The sequence below is a fragment of the Cognatishimia sp. MH4019 genome, assembly GCF_020177595.1.
Classification (GTDB): domain Bacteria; phylum Pseudomonadota; class Alphaproteobacteria; order Rhodobacterales; family Rhodobacteraceae; genus JAHTBL01.
Genome location: NZ_JAHTBL010000002.1, coordinates 41,541 through 59,206, shown reverse-complemented (window position 1 = coordinate 59,206; position 17,666 = coordinate 41,541). Strand labels below are relative to the sequence as shown.

Here is a 17,666-nt window from a genome sequence, read left to right as displayed (position 1 = left end):
CCCCATAATGGCCAAAAGAGGGCGCACGCGCTTGCGCCCTCCACGGGTTCCGTCAAGCCGCCAGGTCTTCCACCTGCGCATGGGCAGCCTTCAACGTCTCTTCCGGCTCAACAGCCATACGATCAGCGTGGACAATCTCGACGTCCGAGATCCCGATGAAACCCATGATGTGGCGCAGGTAGCCGGTGGCAAAGTCGATGTCGGACCCAACCTCGGTGCCGCCAGAGGCGACGGCGAAGATCGCGCGTTTGTCTTCCAGCAGGCCTCTGGGGCCATTCTCTGTATACTGGAAGGTCACGCCGGCGCGGGCGATCTGGTCAATCCAGGCCTTCAAAGCGGCTGGGACCGAAAAGTTGTAGATGGGCAGGCCGATCACCAGCGTGTCGGCTTGTTTGATCTCGTCAATCAGAGCGTCCGACAGGGCAAGACTGTCTTGCTGTGCGGCGGTGCGCTCGGCGGCGGGTGTGAAATTGGCACCCATCCAATCTTCGTCGATCTGCGGAAGAGCATCCGTCAGATCCCTTGTAATGACCGTCTCAGGCGCGAGACGGTTGATGATGCGATCACTCAGATCGCGGGTGATGGAGCCGGTGCGGCGGGCTGAGGCGTCGATGCGAAGAACGGTGCGGGTCATGGGGTTTCTCCAGAAACTGTGATGTCTACGCTCAGAGTTGATCCTTGCATGGGCGAACGCAATATGCCCCTATCAACAGCGTATGTTTATGAGCGCACAGCAGGTGAGAGAATGGATAACTGGGACGAAATCAGAACGGCCTTTCAGGTCGCGCGTATGGGCACAGTCAGCGGGGCCGCCGACGTGTTGGGTGTGCATCACGCCACGGTCATCCGTCATATCGACAGCCTGGAGGGGCGACTGGGCGCCAAGCTCTTTCAGCGCCACGCACGCGGCTATACTCCGACCGAAGCGGGCATGGATCTGATGCAAGTGGCCCAGGCCACCGATGATCAACTGACCCAGCTGTCGGGCCGCATCAAAGGCCGCGGCGATGATGTGAGCGGTGAACTTGTTATTACCACCCTGTCCGGTGTCACGGGCCTTCTGGTCCCGGCCTTGACTGATTTCCAGCGCCAGAATCCCAAAATCATCATGCGCCTGCTCACGGGCGAACGCCTGTTCCGGCTGGAATATGGTGAGGCGCATGTGGCGATCCGGCTGGGCAACGCCCCCGATCAGCCCGACAATGTGGTGCAACCTTTCGTGCCGCAGAATTTCGGTCTCTATGCCAATGCGGCCTACATCGAAGCGCGCGGCAAGCCTGAGTCGGTCGAGGACTTTGCGAACCACTATTTTGTAACCCATGACAACAAGGATATCCGCGCGCCGTTCTATCGCTGGCTCCGCCAGAACGTGCCGGATGACCGGATTGTCTTTACGGCCACTGATGACAGCGTTCTGGAAGATGCGATCCTGAATGGCGTTGGCATCGGCTTTCTACCGGTCTGGGAAGCCGCGCGCTTTCCGGAGCTGGTGCAGGTGAAGGCACCTTTACCGGAATGGGCGGTCTCGACCTGGCTGGTGACCCATGTCGATCTGCACCGCACACCGAAGGTTCAAGCGTTTCTGAAATACATCAAGGATGTCGCAAAAACCTGGGACCACGTTTGATCCTTTGAGCCAGATCAGAGCGGTGAAGGGCATCGCCTCCTAACCTGTCCGGTTAGGAGGGCAGGAACATGCCAGCAGCCACAACCAAGACCGATCTTCTCTCAGTGCTCGAGTCTGAATGGGGCAAACTGTCCAACTGTCTGGCGCAAGTGTCCGAAGATGTTGCCCTCGCGCCGGATGACGCAGGTGCGACGATCAAGGACGTGCTGGGCCACCGCGCCGCGTGGATCGAGCTCTATCTGGGATGGGTCGCGCAGAGCGCTTCGGGCGGACCGATCTTTATGCCCGCAGAGGGGTATAAATGGAACATGCTGCCGGAATTGAACGCGAAAATCCGGCAGGATCAATCCAACCTTGGATGGTCCGATGTGGTTGCATTGCTAGAAGCCCGAAAGGCCGCCCTGGTCGCGACATTGGAAACCTCGGATGACGCCATGCTTTATGGAGGGCCAATGCCGGGCGGAAACGGAAAATGGACGATGGGCCGCTATGCCGAAGCCGCTGGGCCAAGCCATTTCCGGTCTGCCGCAAAGTTCATTCGCGCAAGGCTGCGCGCATCACGCATGTAAAGCGATTGCCGATGCGGGGGCCCTGGTGAGGGCCGCCCAATACGTGGGGTCAGCCTCCAGATCGCGCCGCTTTAGGAAAGGCCGCGCGGTCGGGCCGTAACTGTCGCGCGCATGGGTTGTCTTTAGCGCAGGAAGCAAGATGAACAGCGCGGCCCGCGCAGGTTTGCTAAGCGCGCAAAGGGCCATTGGACCGGGGAAAAAATTTTCCGTCGGCACACCTTCGGCAAAAATGATCTGATGTCGCTCAAACAGCAGATGGATGTAGCGCACATGGGTTTTGCCCCGTGCAATACGCACCCCCGGCAGATGCGCGGCCAGATGTTTCGCCCGGATCAGATGGTCTGGCCCCACCAACAAGCCATGCTGAGGGGAGACGAGCATCGCGCGGTTGGTTCCCAGAACGCCCTTGGCAATATGTATTGGCGCGTGCTGAGGAGCGGCTTTCAGCGCTGCGCGATCAAGCTCGCGACTGGCGATCCAACGCAGGGGCTGTGGGCCATTATCCTGCGTGCAAACCAGATCACCGGGGCGCAGATGCTCTATCGGCACATCACCACGCGGGGTGCGGATATATGTGCCGGATGCGAAACAGACGACGCCGGTATTTTCTTGTGTGAAGCTGGAACTGTCAGCCGAGGCGCCCCGAAATTCCATGGAGCCGCTGCCGAACTGGGTGTTGTCCGAATAATCGACATCGCCGCCATTGGCGGTGCTGTTGGACTGGTTCAGAACGCCGTCATCTGCGTGGTCGGCATATAGTTCCGAAAGCCTGTCATAGTGGCCGGACAAGTCGACAAAGTCGTTATTGGTGCTGTCGCCATCATCCAACGTGCCGGAATTGCCGCTGTTAAAATCGGTGATGACATCCTTGCCGTCGCCGACGTTCCATTCGAAAATGTCGTTACCCGCACCGCCGGTTAAGGTGTCGTCGCCTGCACCGCCAGACAGTGTGTCATCCCCGGTGCCGCCATCGATTGCATCGCGACCTGCGCCGCCCTCGATCGTGTCGGACCCGTGTTCGCCATCCAGAATGTCATCGCCCGCGCCACCGATAACCGTGTCATCGCCGCCGCTAGAATCGATATCGACGCTCTGCGTCGCAGAGGATGCATCATACGTGTCATCCCCGCTAGAGCCCGAGATCCGCTCGAAATTCGTGAAATCACCCGACGCGCCAGAGTCATTGGTATAGCTGCCCGTTCCCGCTTCCGAGATTGTGACGTCCCAGCCATCAAATTGATCAAAATCGAGCCGATCATAGCCTGCGCCGCCATCCAGCGTATCGTGGCCTTGATTGTCGATGATCTGAACGTGATCTGCGCCCTCCCCAAGGCTGATGTTATCCTGACCATCGCTGACATCGACAAAATCACTGCCACTGCCAGCATCAATCGTGTCATCGCCTTCGCCGCCATCAACCCAATCATTCCCGCCGCCTGCATAAATGATGTCGTCATCGCCATCGGCACCATCAACCTCATCGCCGTCGACATCTTGCGACGTCATATGCGGGCCGATCATGTCCGAGCCAGAGGTGCCGTCAACGACGCCATTTCCACCGCTATAATTCGTATTAACCACGGTGCCGGCCTCATTCGGCGGGAAGCCGGCATCGTTGTCGGGCACAAAGTAGTAATCCCCGTCAACGAAGTAGAAAGCGCCTGACACGTCGCCCAGTGTATTCGGGTAATTGACCGTCCCTGTGGCGGACTGGTTGTAGTCGGCTGGATCGAAATCCAGCGTTTGCAAGCCGCCAGAGACACCGTCGCCGCTATCCGCGCCGGTGTAGCCCTGATCAAAGTAAATTCGGTAGCCTGTGCGTTGGGCCATGTTGCGTCCATATCCAGATGGCGGCCGAACGGTCTGTGCCGTTTGGCCTTGAACGAAACTGTGCCTTTCGCATCTTCAAAATTGGTAAAGACGCGCGTGAGCGCGTGCGCAAAATCCACTTAATTTTAAGCGAATTAAGGGCTTAGTCGCGCAACTCGGTCGCCAAGAACGCTTCGAACGCATCAAGGTTAACGGCCTCGAACTGCCCGAAGCCCTGCATCCAGATCGACGCATCGCGCAACGCATCCGGCTCCAGCTTGCACCATTTCACACGGCCGCGCTTTTCCTGAGAGATCAGACCCGCTTTCGTGAGGATCATCAGATGCTTCGAGATCGCAGCCAACGACATCTCAAACGGTTCAGCCACATCTGTTACGGCCATGTCGTCCTCCAGCAGCATTGCGAGGATCGCGCGGCGTGTTGGGTCGGCCAGAGCCGCAAAAACCGTGTCGAGGGACGTCGTCATGGCGCACCCTACCGTGCTTCCCCGCGCCGCGCCAGATAGCCTGCAATCGCATCAAGAGCCGCGCGGACAGGCGGCTCATTGCGCCCTTCGTGATGCGAGACCAACCATTGCTCACTCCGCAAGTCCTCAATCGGGTCGCCAAGCTGGATCAAACCCGGCATGCGTTCCCCCATGAACATCGGCAGAACAACGCGCCCGATCCCCGCTTGCGCCAAGGCACAGGCCAAATGCGGGCTGTTGGCCTTGGTGACGATGCCCGCGCCATGCTGTTCTTGCACCCACCGGATCGACGGGGTGAGGGGCGTGTCCCAAGACGGGCCGATCCACCCCTCGACATCGCCATGCGCTGCGTAAACCGCATAATCCACATGCCCGATCTGCTGGCGCGCGACCCACGGCTGATCGGGGCGTGCGTTGCGAATACCGATATCGACCTCGCGCCGCGCAATATCGAGGTTTAGGTCGCAATACATGAATTCCGGCAGCCAGATGGCATCGGGTGTCCAGAACTCCGACAGCCGTTGTGCGAGGTCCAAAGCGGTCCAAGTGCCAGCCGATATGCGCACGCAAGTCGGCCCTTGTGCTGCATCGCGCCATTGGCTGATCTGACGGGCTGTATCCTCCATCTGCGCGGTACGCTTGAGCAGATCACGCCCTTCGGAGGTGAGCGCATACCCTTCGGCCCCATGCAGGAACAACCGCCGCCCGAGGCTGGCCTCAAACGCCTTCATCCGGCGGCTCAGCGTTGCGGCACTTACGCCTGTTTCCTCTGCCGCCCGGTTCAGGCTGCCCGTCCGGGCCACGGTAGAGAAATAGGCAAGGTCACTCCAATCCGGCGCTTTCATTTTTGCAACTCCACCTTCGGTTTCAGGGGCTGAGCAGCGATGCGGCAAGCTCGTAGGTTTGGACCAATCTTACCTGTAAAGGAGCGTCCAGATGTCCCCATTACTCCTGTCCGTAACTATCCCGGATCAACCCGCCACGGAATACCGCAAAGAGCAGCAAGCCTTTGCACAGATGCAAGCGGACTTGCAGCAACGCAAACGTTGCCCGTTCTGGCGGCTCACCCTACCTCGGATCCGGGCCCCTTTCGCCCGGCTTGCGCATCAAAGATGACGCGCCTGATCTGACGGCCTATGGTGCGCCTATGGAACGCGCCAAAGCCGACACATCCGAGCAGACGCTCCGCGGGCATTGCCTTTGCGGGGCGTCGTCTTTTGAGCTGACGGGGCCGCATAACTGGGTGGGCCATTGCCATTGCGAAAGCTGCCGTCGCGCCAGCGCGTCACCGTTTACTACGTGGATCGGGCATGAGAATGGGCGCTGGCGGTGGACGGGGCAGGCGCCTCGGACTTATGAAAGCTCTCCCGGGCAGACGCGCGGGTTTTGCGGCACGTGCGGAACGCAGCTTTATTACTTTTCCGATCGCTATCCAGATGAAACGCATTTCTACGCCGCCCTTCTGGAGCGACCCGAGGACGCGACCCCATTACAGCAATTCCATGCAGATGAGGCGCTGGGCTGGGTCCATGATGCGCTGGATTTGCCCAAGGCTTAAGCCAAAGATCAACCAGATGGTTGAATATAGAGGGTGCTGCGGCGCCCTGACATTTTGCATATTTTCCAATGCTTTAGACCTCATTGACTCTCTGCTTCCCCAAACCTAAGTTGCGGCCAACTTCAGCGTGAGGTTTCACCGTGGCGAATGATCCTGACAAAGAGCGTCTCAAGGCGCTTGAGGAACGGATCAGCGGGGTCAAAAAATCCCTCGAACCGGCCCCACGCGCTGACGAGCATTATTCGACGGCCCAGACGGCATGGCGAATGGTGATCGAGCTGGTCGCGGGTTTGGTGATCGGTTTTGGCATCGGGTACGGGCTGGACAGCCTGTTCGGGACACTCCCGATCTTCCTGGTGATCTTTATACTGCTGGGCCTTGCGGCGGGCGTCAAAACGATGATGCGAACCGCGCAGGAGCTTCAGGCAGAAGCAGAGGCCAAGGCGGCCAAAGAACAGACAGCCCGCGAGGGCGAAGAGAAGAAGGACTGACCGACGTGGCAGACGAAGCAAAAGGCGGCATCGAAATTCACCCGATGGACCAGTTCATCGTTGAGCCGCTGTTCGGCGACGGTGCAATCCACTGGTACACGCCCACGAACGTCACCCTGTGGCTGTTCTTCGCGGTAGTCGCTGTCACGCTGTTGATGGTTGTCGGCACTCGCGGCCGGGCAATCGTGCCGTCGCGCAGCCAGTCTGTAGGCGAAATGGCCTATGGGTTTGTCTACAAGATGGTTGAAGATGTGACTGGCAAGGAAGGTCTTAAATACTTCCCCTACATCTTCACCCTTTTCCTTTATATCCTGCTGGCTAACTTCCTTGGCCTGATCCCGGGCAGCTTCACGACCACCTCGCATATCGCTGTGACGGCTGTGCTGGCCGGTGCTGTGTTCGTCACCGTCACGGTGCTGGGCTTTGTAAAGAACGGCGCAGGCTTCCTGTCGCTCTTCTGGGTGTCCAGCGCGCCTCTGGTGCTGCGTCCGATCCTCGCCATTATCGAGCTGATTTCCTATTTCGTGCGCCCCGTTAGCCACTCCATTCGTCTGGCTGGTAACGTCATGGCTGGCCACGCGGTGCTTAAAGTGTTCGCAGGCTTCGCCGCGTCGCTGGGCGTCTTTTCGTTCATTCCGATCTTCGGCATCGTCGCGATCTACGCGCTCGAAGTTCTGGTTTCGGCCATCCAGGCCTACGTCTTTACCATCCTGACCTGCGTCTATCTGAAAGACGCGCTGCATCCGCATCACTAAGGCCAGGCTTCAACCAAACAACCAAGTTTCCAACCAAATTCCATCGTAAGGAGAATACCAATGGAAGGCGATATCGCACAAATGGGTCAATTCATCGGCGCAGGCCTGGCAGCCATCGGTTCGGGTGCCGCTGCTATCGGTGTGGGCCACGTTGCTGGCAACTTCCTGGCGGGCGCTCTGCGCAATCCGTCGGCTGCTGCTGGTCAGACCGCCACGCTCTTCATCGGCATCGCATTCGCAGAAGCACTGGGCATCTTTGCATTCCTCGTCGCTCTGCTGCTGATGTTCGCCGTATAATCCGACAGACGATCCTTACGCCTGAGCGGGGCACATGTTGCCCCGTTCAGTGACCAACAAGGTTCCTGGAGGACGATATGGCTACTGAGACAACCGGGGGCACAGAAGCAGCGGGCATGCCGCAGCTGGAGTTCTCGACCTTCCCGAACCAGATCTTCTGGTTGGTGATCGCGCTTCTTGCGATCTATTTCATTCTGTCGCGCATCGCGATGCCGCGTATTGCGGCTGTTTTGGCAGAACGTCAGGGAACCATCACAAATGACCTTGCAGCTGCTGAAGAGCTGAAGCTGAAGGCCGTGGAAGCGGAAGAGGCTTACGAAAAAGCCCTCGCCGATGCCCGCGCCGAAGCGCATCAGATCGTGGCGGAAGCAAAAGCAGAGATTCAGGCAGAGCTGGACGTCGAAATCCAGAAAGCCGATGCCGAGATTGCCGCCAAGACCGCTGAGTCTGAAAAGGCAATCGCAGCGATCCGCGAAAGTGCTGCGGAAAGCGTCAAGGAAGTGGCCAAGGACACCGCCAAGGAATTGGTGGCTGTGCTGGGCGGCAAGGCCGACGCAAGAACGGTAACCGCGGCGGTGAACGCCCGGATGAAGGGATAGACCCATGCGCGCATATCTGACCCTTCCCATGATCTTTGCCGCCAGCCCTGCGCTGGCTGCTGGTGACAAGCCGTTCTTCTCGCTCGCCAATACCGACTTCGTCGTCGCCATCGGTTTCGTCTGCTTCATTGCAGTCCTGACTTACTTCAAGGTTCCAGGCCTAATCGGCGGGATGCTTGATAAGCGTGCCGCAGGCATTCAGTCGGACCTGAACGAAGCCAAAGCGCTGCGTGAAGAAGCACAGACCCTGCTGGCCTCCTACGAGCGCAAGCAGAAAGAAGTGCAAGAGCAAGCCGACCGCATCGTCGCCCACGCACGCACGGAAGCCCAAGAGGCCGCCGAGCAAGCGAAGACGGACATCAAGAACTCCATCGCGCGCCGTCTGGCCGCTGCGGAAGATCAAATCGCAAGCGCCGAGGCCGGTGCCGTCCGCGAAGTGCGCGACACTGCGATTGCCGTTGCCGTTGGTGCTGCGAAAGATGTCGTTGCCAAGCAGATGACGGCAGCTGATCAGAACAAACTGATCGACGATGCCATCAAAGAAGCCGGCGCGAAGCTGCACTAAGTGCCAAGCGACAAAGCAACAAAAAGCCCCGGTCCGAAACGGCCGGGGCTTCTTGCTTTGCGAGGGTAGGGCTCTCGTCAGGTGCTTCTCAATTGCCGCGCTTTCGCGAAAGACACCAGCGTTCGGCTTTTTTCGTCCCACAGATGCAGTGACGCGCATTTAAAGCTTTCCAGCAGTGTCATGCGGCTGCAATCGACCAGTGCCTCATGATCGCGCAGCACCTCCGGCAGGCGGTAGCAGGGGATGCGGCTGTACAGATGGTGCACATGGTGGATGCCCAGATTGGCCGTGAACCAGCGCAGGATCGGTGGCAGATCATAATGCGAGCTGCCATGAAGGGCCGCGTGGTGCAGTTGCCAATCTTCGGGCTGATCCCACTGCGTGTCCTCGAACTGGTGCTGGATATAAAACAGCCACACCCCGACGGAGGCCGCGATCAGCACGGTCGGCAAAAACACCAAAAACAGCGCTGCCCAACCGCCAAAATAGACAATTACGCTCAGGATTGCCGCAATGGCTACGTTGGTCCCCATTGCACTGATCCAGTATTTGCGCCCCTGGTCCATCATACCTAGCGGCAAGCGGTGGCACAGGATGAACACGTAAGTCGGCCCCAGCCCGAACATCACCAGAGGATGCCGATACGCCCGATAGAGGAACCGTCCAAACCGCGTACGCTGGTGGTATTCCTCAATCGTCAGCGTCATCACATCGCCAATGCCCCTATGGGACAGATCGCCTGCATGGCTGTGATGGATCGAATGCGCCCGTCGCCAAACGTCGTAAGGTGTCAGCGTCAGAACGCCCAGCATGCGGCCTGTCCAATCGCTCACATGGCGGTTTTTGAAGAATGACCCATGACCGCAATCATGCTGGATCCCGAAGATCCGCACCAGAAAGCACCCATTCAGCGCCGACAGCAGGAACGCGGCGAGATAGGAATACGGTGCGACCCAGCACGCCGCGATCCAAAGCGCAACAAAGGGGATCAGGCTGACAGCCAGCTCAAAGCTGCTGCGCCAACTGTTCGGCTCGCGGTATTGCGCAAGTACCCTGACCCAATCGCGCGCAGCGATGGGCGTCTTTTCTTTATCGGAGGTCATGGCCCGTTTCTTTTTTGTTTATGTTGCCTGCGACCCTAGAGGTGTTCCCGCGAAGGCAGAAGCGTTAGTTCTAGGACATAGGGCGAATGCCTCGGTTCAGGACAATAGGCCGCGCGCGATCAGGCTTACCGCGCTTGCTCGTGCTCATAGCGTTGCTGCGCAATTGTCTCGTTCTCTTCGGATTTCTTCTGATCCTTCAGATCTTTCTCGACATAGGTCAGATGCATTTCAATGGCTGCCCGTGCCGCCGCACCATCCCGCGCTTGCAAAGCCGCATTGATCGCCCTGTGATGATCCAACAGCAAATCGCGCGTCGTGCGTTGCTTGAACATGATTGTCCGGTTGTAAAAGACGCCTTCGCGCAGCAACTCGAACATGGATCGCATCATATGCAGCATGATGACGTTGTGGCTGGCCTCGATAATCGACATGTGGAAATCCGCATCAAGCGAGGCTTCTTCGGCCGGGTTTCGCTTGTTATGCGCGGCTTCCATCTTGCGAAAGATCGTGTCGATCACCTTCAGATCGGTTTCCGAGCCAAGCCGACACGCGCGTTCTGCAGCCAGCCCCTCAAGGTCACGGCGAAAGCTGATATAGTCAAAAACGGCCTCGTCATGAGCTGCAAACAAGCGCACAAGCCCTTCTGAAAAGGCCGAGCCCAGAACATCTGCCACGAAAATCCCCGCACCTGCGCGCGAGGCCAGCAAGCCTTTTTCCTGCAGTTCGGCAACCGCCTCGCGCAGAGACGGACGTGAGACGCCCAGCTTTTCGGCCAGCTCCCGCTCGGACGGCAAGCGCTCGCCGGGGCGCAGGATGCCTTGCAGGATCAGCTTCTCAATCTGACGCACAACGGCAGAGGACAAACGCTCCGCCTGGACCGGTTTGAAGGGCATGGTTTACCTCGGATCAATTGGTAAAACGATATGACCAAATCCGGTATATCTCAACAAAAAAGGCCCGCGCAACAGGCGGGCCTTTCTCGTAAGGGATACCCGTTAAGCGTTCGGGCGAATGACAATCTCAACCCGGCGGTTCTGCGCGCGACCCGCCTCGTCAAGATTGCTTGCAACCGGCTGGTCTTCGCCGCGTCCGATGGCGCGCAGACGGAATCCATCAACGCCGGAGTTGACCAACACATTGCGCACCGACTGCGCACGGCGCTGAGACAGGCCTTGGTTATAGCCCGCATCACCGGTGTTATCGGTATGTCCGATGATATCCACAGTGCTGTTGGGGTAGTTGTTCAAATTGGTCGCCAGCGCGCGCAGATCGCTCTGCAAATCAGAGCGCAATGTGTCGCTGTCGACGGCGAACAGGATGTCCTGCGGCATGGTCACGATCAGCTCGTTGCCGGTGTTGACGATTTGCACATCATTGCCCACCTGCTGACGCAGTTCTGCGGCCTGCTTGTCCAGCTGATTGCCGATGATAGCACCGCCACCCGCACCAATCGCTGCCCCGATCACAGCGCCGCGGCGCCGCTCTTCGGCGTCGTCGCCAGCCAACGCGCCCGCTGCGGCACCGGCAAGACCACCGATCAAAGCACCTTGCTTAGTGCGCTGGTTCGGATCGCCGTTGGACGGGCTGACACGGTCGAACCGGTTTGCGGTCGTGTCACATGCCGCCAGCGCAAGCGCCGACACCGTCATAACGGCAAAAATCTTGAACTTGGTCATTTGAAAGCCTCTTTTACTGCTCATGCGAAATTGTCGCTTATGAGCAGTCTATACACCGGCCCCGGCTGCAAGGGAAAAGGTTTTGAGGGGGAAAACCGGCGGGCTTTTGCCCATCACGTTTCCGCGCGCGCCGCTTCAAACGCCAGCATTGCACGCTTAACGGGAAGACCCCAGTGGTAGCCGCCCAAACCGCCCGACTTGCGTAAGGCCCTGTGACACGGGATCAACCAGGAGATCGGGTTGCGCCCCACAGCTGTGCCGACAGCGCGTACAGCTTTGGGGTTGCCGATCGCTTCGGCGATATCCGAATAGGTGGTGACGGTGCCCGACGGGATGCGCAACAATGCCTCCCAAACCTTGATCTGGAACGGTGCACCAATCAGATGCAGCTGCGCCTCACCGCCCCCAAACGCCGCATCTACCATCGGCTTAAGCGCTACAGGATCCTCGATAAATGCAGCCTTCGGCCAGCGCGATTTCAGATCGGCCATGGTCGGTTCTGCCCCGGTCTCGGCCGCAAAGCCGATCCCGCACAGGCCCTTTTGCGTGCCCATCACCAAAGCAGGCCCGAAGGGGCTTTCAAACCAGCCCCAAAGTATCGTCAAGCCCGCACCACCCTTGGCATACTCCCCCGGCGTCATCGCTTCCCAATGCACGAAGAGGTCATGCAACCGGCTGGAGCCCGACAGCCCAACAGATTGCGCGGTATCCAGCGTAGTATGCTGCTCGCGCAACAGCGTCTTTGCGTGATCCAGCGTCAGATATTGCTGGTAGCGCTTCGGCGACACCCCGACCCATTGGCTGAACAGCCGTTGAAAATGCGTCGGGCTCATCTGCATTTGCTGCGCCAGCCCCTCCAGCGTCAACGGCACCTCCGCCCCATCTATCAGCTCAATCGCCCGGCGCATCACGCCGTAATGATAGTGGCTTTCCAAAGGGGTCTGATCAGTCATGGTCGCTTCCTCGCTTTGGAACACATTAAGGGATGTTCAGGGGCAGGCGCGACCCGTTCCTTGCGGTTTTTCGCGCGTAAGGCCATAGGGTCATATGGCAAAGCAACTTGATTACAAAACCATCCGCGCGATCTTCGAGCGCTTCCACGAGATGGAGCCGGAACCCGAAGGCGAGTTAGAGCACACCAACGCCTATACATTGGTCGTTGCCGTGGCACTGTCCGCGCAAGCCACTGATGTCGGTGTGAACAAAGCCACGCGAGAACTTTTCAAGATCGCCGATACGCCTGAAAAGATGCTGGCACTGGGTGAAGAAAAGCTGATCGAGCACATCAAGACCATCGGCCTTTACCGAAACAAAGCCAAGAACGTGATGAAGCTCAGCCGCATTCTGGTCGAGGACTATGACGGGGTGGTGCCAAACTCCCGTGCCGCGCTCGTTAGCCTTCCGGGCGTGGGGCGCAAGACGGCGAATGTCGTGCTGAACATGTGGTGGAAACAACCCACTCAGGCCGTCGATACCCATATCTTCCGCGTCGGCAATCGCACCGGCATCGCGCCTGGCAAGGACGTCGACGCCGTGGAGCGTGCCATTGAAGACAACATCCCCGCTGATTTTCAGCAACACGCCCATCACTGGTTGATCCTGCACGGTCGCTATGTATGCAAGGCGCGCAAGCCGGTGTGCAGCAACTGCATCATCCGGGAATTCTGCCAGTTCGAGGAGAAGACCGAGTGAGTAAGACGTATAAGGTTGTCGGCATCGGCAACGCCATCGTGGATGTGTTGACCCAGTCCAGCGATGATTTCCTCGATCATATGGGCATCGAAAAAGGCATTATGCAATTGGTCGAGCGCGAGCGCGCCGAGATGCTCTATGGCGCGATGGAAGGCCGCGTGCAAGCGCCCGGTGGATCGGTCGCCAACACGCTGGCGGGCCTTGGAAATCTGGGTCTTAAGACGGGCTTCATTGGACGTGTCCATGACGATGCATTGGGCCGGTTCTACGCGGATGCGATGGAGCAAGACGGCACAGCTTTCGTCAATCCGCCCGTGCCGGGAGGAGAGTTGCCCACCTCTCGTTCGATGATCTTTGTGTCTCCTGACGGTGAGCGTTCGATGAACACCTATCTCGGTATCTCTGCCGAACTGGGCCTCGAAGATGTGTCAGAAGATGTTGCCGGACAAGCCGAAATCGTTTTCCTGGAAGGCTACCTATTCGACAAGGACAAAGGCAAAGAGGCCTTCATCCGCACCGCCCGCTCTTGCCGTGCGGCGGGCGGCAAAGCCGGCATCGCGATCTCCGATCCGTTTTGTGTTGAACGTCACCGCGCTGACTTTCTGACGCTGATCGGAGAGGAACTGGACTATGTCATCGGCAATGAGGACGAGGTGAAATCGCTTTTCGAGACCGATGATCTGGATCTTGCAATAAGTAAACTTGCCACCCTTTGTCCGCTCGCTGTCTGCACCCGCTCTGGTGACGGTGTGAGTGTTCTTCAAGGTGATACGCGGATCGACGTGCCGGTTGAGAAGGTGGTGCCTGTGGATGCCACAGGCGCGGGCGATCAGTTTGCCGCCGGGTTCCTTTTTGGTCTGGCGACAGAGCGGGACTTGGAGACATGCGGGAAGATGGGGTGTGTGGCAGCCGGTGAAGTCATTAGCCATATGGGCGCGCGGCCCGAGGCAGATCTGAAGGCACTCTTTTCCGAGAAAGGCTTCCTTTGAGACATGGCTTCCAATCCTAGCGGATCGGAGCCGCCGGGGGCTCTGCCCCCGGACCCCCGAGGTATTTCGAGACAAAAGAACACAGCTTAACCCTGTATTAAGGTTAACGCCGCTATGAACGCGACACGGTACAGGCTGAGGAGCCGATGACCGTGACAGAAGAAGGCGCCTTGTTTTCGGTAAGCGTCAGGACTGCTCTGATCGGCTGAAAACAAGGCCCGACCCTGCTTTCTTTTGTCTCTAAATACCTAAAACCAGCAGTCGCAAGATGCTCCTACTCTCCCAGTTTAGCGTGGACTTCGGCCAAATCGACTTCTGCAATCGGCATTTTGTTTGATGGATCTTCGAAGTCGTATTTGAACAGCTCGAAGTCTTTTTTATAAATCTCGTAAATCAGATGCATCGACAGATCGTCGAAGTAATCCTCAACCGGATGCGCGCGCTTTGGCCCATGCCCTTCGCTTTCGTTGAACCGCGGGATGCCTTTCAGATCAACGGAATTCGGGGCCTCGATCGCATCCAGGACGTCCTGCATCCCGTCGTTGAATTGCTCGGTCCAGAAAATCTTGTCGTAGGTTCCGCCATTCACGATGAAGGTCGAGATGTGGCCCGACATGGCCGACCAGTGGATATCCGGCTCCATCGGGCGCCGCCAGCGGATGGTGTCGCGTGCAAACAGTAAAAACCGCCGGAAGCTCTTGATCTGGTCGAACTCGAAACCGGTTTCCGGGTCGCCGACCTCGATCCCGTATTTCTGGATCAACAGTGGCACGAGGTTCCCGCGGTAGCGTTTTCCATTGCGCTGAATGCCGCAAATCTTGTCAAAAAACGATGACAGGATGCGCGTATAGGGGTTGCGTACGCAGGTGAACGAATAGGATTTATGCGCCTTCACATTGTCCGTAATCAGCGGCTGGCTTTCATCAAGCGCCCATTTGTGCAGACCGCCCGTCGCATCGTGGATATCGCCGTCGAAAAATTCGCCGTGGTCGGAATAAAACATGATCTGACCAATGGTCGAGCAGGCGCATTTCGGAACGACCCGATACACAACGCTTTCACTCTCGGTCATCCAGGTGCCGGGAAACCCCATAATCTGCCTCCAAATCGCAGCCTTTTTAAAATATCACGCGGCCACTTGCGCACAAAAAAGCAAACAAACTCTGTTTATTCAATGTCTGTTCACGTTATCTGGTGTAAACAATCAACGATTTTAAAGGGTTTGGTCTCGTAAATGGCAAAAATCGCCTTCATCTTGCTGTGCCACAAAGACCCTGAGGCCATTATCAAACAGGCCGAGCGGCTGACAGCTGTGGGCGACTATATGGCGATCCACTTTGATGCGCGCGCCAAGCCTGCGCATTACAAGATGATCCGCGCTGCCCTCGACGACAATCCCAACGTCGCCTTCGCAAAGAAGCGTATCAAATGCGGTTGGGGGGAGTGGTCGCTGGTGCAAGCCACACTCCATGCCGTTGAGGCGGCGGAGGAAGCCTTTCCGCGCGCCACGCATTTCTACATGTTGTCGGGCGATTGCATGGCGATCAAATCCGCCGAATACGCCCATGAGTTCCTCGACAGCAATGATGTCGATTATATCGAGAGCTTCGACTATTTTGAAAGCGACTGGATCAAGACCGGGATGAAGGAAGAGCGGTTGATCTACCGTCATTTCTTCAACGAACGCACGCAAAAGCGCCGTTTTTATGCCGCGTTCAATGCGCAGCGTCGCTTCAATCTGACCCGCGAAATCCCGGCCGATATTCAGGTGATGATCGGCAGCCAGTGGTGGTGCCTGCGCCGTCGCACGATTGAGTGGATCCTCGATTTCACCCGCACGCGCAAGGACGTGATGAAGTTCTTTCGCACCACCTGGATTCCGGATGAGACCTTTTTTCAGACGCTGGTTCGCCATCTTGTGCCAGAGCATGAGATCAAATCGCGCACGCTGACATTCCTGATGTTCTCTGACTACGGGATGCCGGTGACGTTCTATAATGATCACTACGATTTGCTGCTCAGTCAGGACTTCCTTTTCGCCCGCAAGATCAGCCCCGAAGCGCATGAACTCAAACGCCGTCTGGGGGAGCTTTACGCCGCCAAACAAGCCGAATTTGACATCTCCAACGAAGGTGCGGGCCTTTTCAAGTTCCTCACGGGCCGGGGCCGGATCGGTCGCCGTTTCGCCACCCGCTTCTGGGAAACGGAGGCCTCGCTGGGCCGCGAGCGGGAGTTGATGATCGTGGCCTGCAAGAAATGGCATGTGGCCAAGCGCTTGCTGGGCCGGATCAAGCAGACCACCAACATCCCGGCCATTGACTATCTGTTCAATGAGGAAGACACGCCGCTGCCCGATCTGGGCGGCATCCAGTCGACGCTTGGCAAACGCACCCGTCACCGCCGCGCGCTGATGCGGATGCTCTTTGACTACTACGAGACCAACCGTCTGATCATCTGTCTTGATCCCAGCGCCATCGACCTCATTCAGGATTTCTACGCCGACCGGTCAAAGACCCGCCTGCTAGAGATCGACTGCAACTTCACCGAGGATTACCTGATCGGTCACGCCATGCGAGTGGGCCTTGCAGGCGAACGCACCCCGAAAGAAACGCTGGATCGTTTGCTGCCCACAATCCGTTATGATGTTGTCTTTGAAAGTGACCGCATTCGCGACGCCAACCTGCCAAACCATACCTGCATCCATGAACGCGCCTCGCCCGAACAAAACACCCCCGCGCTCGCAGAGTTCCTGTCCGTCCCTGCCGAGACCGCGCGCGAGATTGCCAACACCGATTATCTTTTCGCTGACTGAGGTTGCTGATGCCCTACGCTTATGACCCCGAGAATATTTTTGCCAAAATCCTGCGCGGAGAGATCCCGAATGACACCGTGATGGAGACCGAGCACGCGCTGGCCTTCCGCGACATCTACCCCCAAGCGCCCGAGCATATCCTTGTGATCCCAAAAGGCCCTTATGTCTGCTATGATCATTTCGCGCTTGAAGCCTCCGAGGCCGAGATTGTGGACTACACCCGCACGATTGGCACCATCTGCAAAGAGATGGGCGTGCAACCCGGTGAGGGCGGCGCGGGGTATCGCTTGCTGTCGAATGCGGGCGAAGACGCCATTCAGGAAGTCCCGCATTTGCATGTTCATATAGTCGCGGGGCGCAATCTGGGGCGCATGCTGCAACCTGCAAAATAGCGGCTTCGCCCCCGACAGCTGCGCGGCCTCTCCCCAAGGTTTTTCTTCCAAGATGAAGGGGCAAGGCACGCGAGTTCGCCGGATTTCAAATAGGCCACATCTAGCCAGACTGCGCCCTGCAATGGTCACATTCGGCGACTAACCAAGTCTCGAAATAAATGGGAGAACCCGTTTTGTTTTGGGCAGATTATGTGATCGTGGGCGCTCTCCTGCTTTTGCCGCTAGGCGCAGCGAGAGAGCGGTGG

At 58.0% G+C, this 17,666-nt stretch carries 21 protein-coding genes; 12 read left to right on the top strand and 9 right to left on the bottom strand.

The genetic code is table 11. The annotated features are described in order from the left end of the window. Positions 1 to 52 precede the first annotated feature (52 nt). Positions 53 to 634, bottom strand: a complete 582-nt coding sequence (locus KUW67_RS03385; RefSeq protein ID WP_224823874.1) for an FMN-dependent NADH-azoreductase — start codon at positions 632 to 634, stop codon at positions 53 to 55. Between the two features lie 111 nt (positions 635 to 745). Between KUW67_RS03385 and KUW67_RS03380 the strand changes: the two genes are divergently transcribed. Both KUW67_RS03380 and KUW67_RS03375 read left to right on the top strand, forming a co-directional pair. Next, entirely contained in the window at positions 746 to 1,627 is an 882-nt protein-coding gene (locus KUW67_RS03380) for a LysR family transcriptional regulator (RefSeq protein ID WP_224823873.1), read from the top strand. Positions 1,628 to 1,695: 68 nt separating this feature from the next. Then, the gene (locus tag KUW67_RS03375; RefSeq protein ID WP_224823872.1) at positions 1,696 to 2,196 is read left to right on the top strand and encodes a ClbS/DfsB family four-helix bundle protein; all 501 of its coding nucleotides are present in this window, start codon (positions 1,696 to 1,698) and stop codon (positions 2,194 to 2,196) included. Here the strand turns inward: KUW67_RS03375 and KUW67_RS03370 are convergent. The 3 genes from KUW67_RS03370 to KUW67_RS03360 all read right to left on the bottom strand — a co-directional run bounded on the left by KUW67_RS03370 (position 2,185) and on the right by KUW67_RS03360 (position 5,337). Beyond that, positions 2,185 to 4,026, bottom strand: a complete 1,842-nt coding sequence (locus KUW67_RS03370) for a Hint domain-containing protein (protein ID WP_224823871.1) — start codon at positions 4,024 to 4,026, stop codon at positions 2,185 to 2,187. The genes KUW67_RS03375 and KUW67_RS03370 overlap by 12 nt on opposite strands. Before the next feature lie 142 nt (positions 4,027 to 4,168). Continuing rightward, complete coding sequence (locus KUW67_RS03365; RefSeq protein ID WP_224823870.1) at positions 4,169 to 4,492, bottom strand: metalloregulator ArsR/SmtB family transcription factor; 324 nt, start codon at positions 4,490 to 4,492, stop codon at positions 4,169 to 4,171. Between the two features lie 8 nt (positions 4,493 to 4,500). Further along, complete coding sequence (locus KUW67_RS03360) at positions 4,501 to 5,337, bottom strand: LysR family transcriptional regulator (protein ID WP_224823869.1); 837 nt, start codon at positions 5,335 to 5,337, stop codon at positions 4,501 to 4,503. 254 nt (positions 5,338 to 5,591) lie between these two features. Here KUW67_RS03360 and KUW67_RS03355 point away from each other — a divergent pair, with 254 nt between their 5' ends. The 6 genes from KUW67_RS03355 to KUW67_RS03330 all read left to right on the top strand — a co-directional run bounded on the left by KUW67_RS03355 (position 5,592) and on the right by KUW67_RS03330 (position 8,757). Next, a complete protein-coding gene (locus KUW67_RS03355; protein ID WP_224823868.1) occupies positions 5,592 to 6,050 on the top strand; it encodes a GFA family protein in 459 nt (152 codons plus the stop codon). Between the two features lie 140 nt (positions 6,051 to 6,190). Beyond that, complete coding sequence (locus KUW67_RS03350; RefSeq protein ID WP_224823867.1) at positions 6,191 to 6,541, top strand: AtpZ/AtpI family protein; 351 nt, start codon at positions 6,191 to 6,193, stop codon at positions 6,539 to 6,541. A gap of 44 nt (positions 6,542 to 6,585) precedes the next feature. After that, positions 6,586 to 7,296: a F0F1 ATP synthase subunit A gene (locus KUW67_RS03345; RefSeq protein ID WP_224824372.1), complete on the top strand. Its 711-nt coding sequence runs from the start codon at positions 6,586 to 6,588 to the stop codon at positions 7,294 to 7,296. A 60-nt stretch (positions 7,297 to 7,356) separates the two neighbouring features. Continuing rightward, a complete protein-coding gene (locus tag KUW67_RS03340) occupies positions 7,357 to 7,593 on the top strand; it encodes a F0F1 ATP synthase subunit C (RefSeq protein ID WP_011453893.1) in 237 nt (78 codons plus the stop codon). Between the two features lie 77 nt (positions 7,594 to 7,670). After that, complete coding sequence (locus KUW67_RS03335) at positions 7,671 to 8,192, top strand: F0F1 ATP synthase subunit B' (RefSeq protein WP_224823866.1); 522 nt, start codon at positions 7,671 to 7,673, stop codon at positions 8,190 to 8,192. Between the two features lie 4 nt (positions 8,193 to 8,196). After that, positions 8,197 to 8,757 carry a F0F1 ATP synthase subunit B gene (locus KUW67_RS03330; protein WP_224823865.1) on the top strand — a complete coding sequence of 187 codons (561 nt, stop codon included), beginning with the start codon at positions 8,197 to 8,199 and terminating at the stop codon, positions 8,755 to 8,757. Between the two features lie 77 nt (positions 8,758 to 8,834). Here KUW67_RS03330 and KUW67_RS03325 read toward each other — a convergent pair whose 3' ends face one another. The 4 genes from KUW67_RS03325 to KUW67_RS03310 all read right to left on the bottom strand — a co-directional run bounded on the left by KUW67_RS03325 (position 8,835) and on the right by KUW67_RS03310 (position 12,489). Further along, positions 8,835 to 9,860 (bottom strand): fatty acid desaturase, encoded by a 1,026-nt coding sequence (locus KUW67_RS03325; RefSeq protein ID WP_224823864.1) that lies wholly within the window; start codon positions 9,858 to 9,860, stop codon positions 8,835 to 8,837. Between the two features lie 125 nt (positions 9,861 to 9,985). Beyond that, positions 9,986 to 10,753, bottom strand: coding sequence for a FadR/GntR family transcriptional regulator (locus KUW67_RS03320; protein WP_224823863.1), 768 nt, complete (start codon positions 10,751 to 10,753; stop codon positions 9,986 to 9,988). A gap of 102 nt (positions 10,754 to 10,855) precedes the next feature. After that, positions 10,856 to 11,536 (bottom strand): OmpA family protein, encoded by a 681-nt coding sequence (locus KUW67_RS03315; protein ID WP_224823862.1) that lies wholly within the window; start codon positions 11,534 to 11,536, stop codon positions 10,856 to 10,858. Positions 11,537 to 11,649: 113 nt separating this feature from the next. Next, positions 11,650 to 12,489 (bottom strand): bifunctional helix-turn-helix domain-containing protein/methylated-DNA--[protein]-cysteine S-methyltransferase, encoded by an 840-nt coding sequence (locus KUW67_RS03310; protein WP_224823861.1) that lies wholly within the window; start codon positions 12,487 to 12,489, stop codon positions 11,650 to 11,652. A 94-nt stretch (positions 12,490 to 12,583) separates the two neighbouring features. Here KUW67_RS03310 and nth point away from each other — a divergent pair, with 94 nt between their 5' ends. Together nth and KUW67_RS03300 are read left to right on the top strand one after the other, a co-directional pair. Then, the gene (nth, locus tag KUW67_RS03305) at positions 12,584 to 13,228 is read left to right on the top strand and encodes an endonuclease III (protein ID WP_224823860.1); all 645 of its coding nucleotides are present in this window, start codon (positions 12,584 to 12,586) and stop codon (positions 13,226 to 13,228) included. Continuing rightward, positions 13,225 to 14,217, top strand: a complete 993-nt coding sequence (locus tag KUW67_RS03300) for an adenosine kinase (RefSeq protein WP_224823859.1) — start codon at positions 13,225 to 13,227, stop codon at positions 14,215 to 14,217. Before nth ends, KUW67_RS03300 begins: the two co-directional genes overlap by 4 nt. Positions 14,218 to 14,491: 274 nt before the next feature. On the opposite strand, the gene KUW67_RS03295 is transcribed toward KUW67_RS03300, so the two are convergent. Continuing rightward, positions 14,492 to 15,310 carry a sulfotransferase family protein gene (locus KUW67_RS03295; RefSeq protein WP_224823858.1) on the bottom strand — a complete coding sequence of 273 codons (819 nt, stop codon included), beginning with the start codon at positions 15,308 to 15,310 and terminating at the stop codon, positions 14,492 to 14,494. A 141-nt stretch (positions 15,311 to 15,451) separates the two neighbouring features. On the opposite strand from KUW67_RS03295, the gene KUW67_RS03290 reads away from it, so the two are divergent. Beyond that, positions 15,452 to 17,029, top strand: a complete 1,578-nt coding sequence (locus KUW67_RS03290; RefSeq protein WP_224823857.1) for a DUF5928 domain-containing protein — start codon at positions 15,452 to 15,454, stop codon at positions 17,027 to 17,029. An 8-nt stretch (positions 17,030 to 17,037) separates the two neighbouring features. After that, entirely contained in the window at positions 17,038 to 17,421 is a 384-nt protein-coding gene (locus tag KUW67_RS03285; RefSeq protein ID WP_224823856.1) for an HIT domain-containing protein, read from the top strand. The last annotated feature ends 245 nt before the right edge of the window (positions 17,422 to 17,666 follow it).

What these genes read in the sequence shown, in the direction of transcription:
- KUW67_RS03385 (WP_224823874.1), bottom strand. Translation starts at nt 634, where the DNA reads ATGACCCGCACCGTTCTTCGCATCGACGCCTCAGCCCGCCGCACCGGC.
- KUW67_RS03380 (WP_224823873.1), top strand. Translation starts at nt 746, where the DNA reads ATGGATAACTGGGACGAAATCAGAACGGCCTTTCAGGTCGCGCGTATG.
- KUW67_RS03375 (WP_224823872.1), top strand. Translation starts at nt 1,696, where the DNA reads ATGCCAGCAGCCACAACCAAGACCGATCTTCTCTCAGTGCTCGAGTCT.
- KUW67_RS03370 (WP_224823871.1), bottom strand. Translation starts at nt 4,026, where the DNA reads ATGGCCCAACGCACAGGCTACCGAATTTACTTTGATCAGGGCTACACC.
- KUW67_RS03365 (WP_224823870.1), bottom strand. Translation starts at nt 4,492, where the DNA reads ATGACGACGTCCCTCGACACGGTTTTTGCGGCTCTGGCCGACCCAACA.
- KUW67_RS03360 (WP_224823869.1), bottom strand. Translation starts at nt 5,337, where the DNA reads ATGAAAGCGCCGGATTGGAGTGACCTTGCCTATTTCTCTACCGTGGCC.
- KUW67_RS03345 (WP_224824372.1), top strand. Translation starts at nt 6,586, where the DNA reads ATGGACCAGTTCATCGTTGAGCCGCTGTTCGGCGACGGTGCAATCCAC.
- KUW67_RS03340 (WP_011453893.1), top strand. Translation starts at nt 7,357, where the DNA reads ATGGAAGGCGATATCGCACAAATGGGTCAATTCATCGGCGCAGGCCTG.
- KUW67_RS03335 (WP_224823866.1), top strand. Translation starts at nt 7,671, where the DNA reads ATGGCTACTGAGACAACCGGGGGCACAGAAGCAGCGGGCATGCCGCAG.
- KUW67_RS03330 (WP_224823865.1), top strand. Translation starts at nt 8,197, where the DNA reads ATGCGCGCATATCTGACCCTTCCCATGATCTTTGCCGCCAGCCCTGCG.
- KUW67_RS03325 (WP_224823864.1), bottom strand. Translation starts at nt 9,860, where the DNA reads ATGACCTCCGATAAAGAAAAGACGCCCATCGCTGCGCGCGATTGGGTC.
- KUW67_RS03320 (WP_224823863.1), bottom strand. Translation starts at nt 10,753, where the DNA reads ATGCCCTTCAAACCGGTCCAGGCGGAGCGTTTGTCCTCTGCCGTTGTG.
- KUW67_RS03315 (WP_224823862.1), bottom strand. Translation starts at nt 11,536, where the DNA reads ATGACCAAGTTCAAGATTTTTGCCGTTATGACGGTGTCGGCGCTTGCG.
- KUW67_RS03310 (WP_224823861.1), bottom strand. Translation starts at nt 12,489, where the DNA reads ATGACTGATCAGACCCCTTTGGAAAGCCACTATCATTACGGCGTGATG.
- nth (WP_224823860.1), top strand. Translation starts at nt 12,584, where the DNA reads ATGGCAAAGCAACTTGATTACAAAACCATCCGCGCGATCTTCGAGCGC.
- KUW67_RS03295 (WP_224823858.1), bottom strand. Translation starts at nt 15,310, where the DNA reads ATGGGGTTTCCCGGCACCTGGATGACCGAGAGTGAAAGCGTTGTGTAT.
- KUW67_RS03290 (WP_224823857.1), top strand. Translation starts at nt 15,452, where the DNA reads ATGGCAAAAATCGCCTTCATCTTGCTGTGCCACAAAGACCCTGAGGCC.
- KUW67_RS03285 (WP_224823856.1), top strand. Translation starts at nt 17,038, where the DNA reads ATGCCCTACGCTTATGACCCCGAGAATATTTTTGCCAAAATCCTGCGC.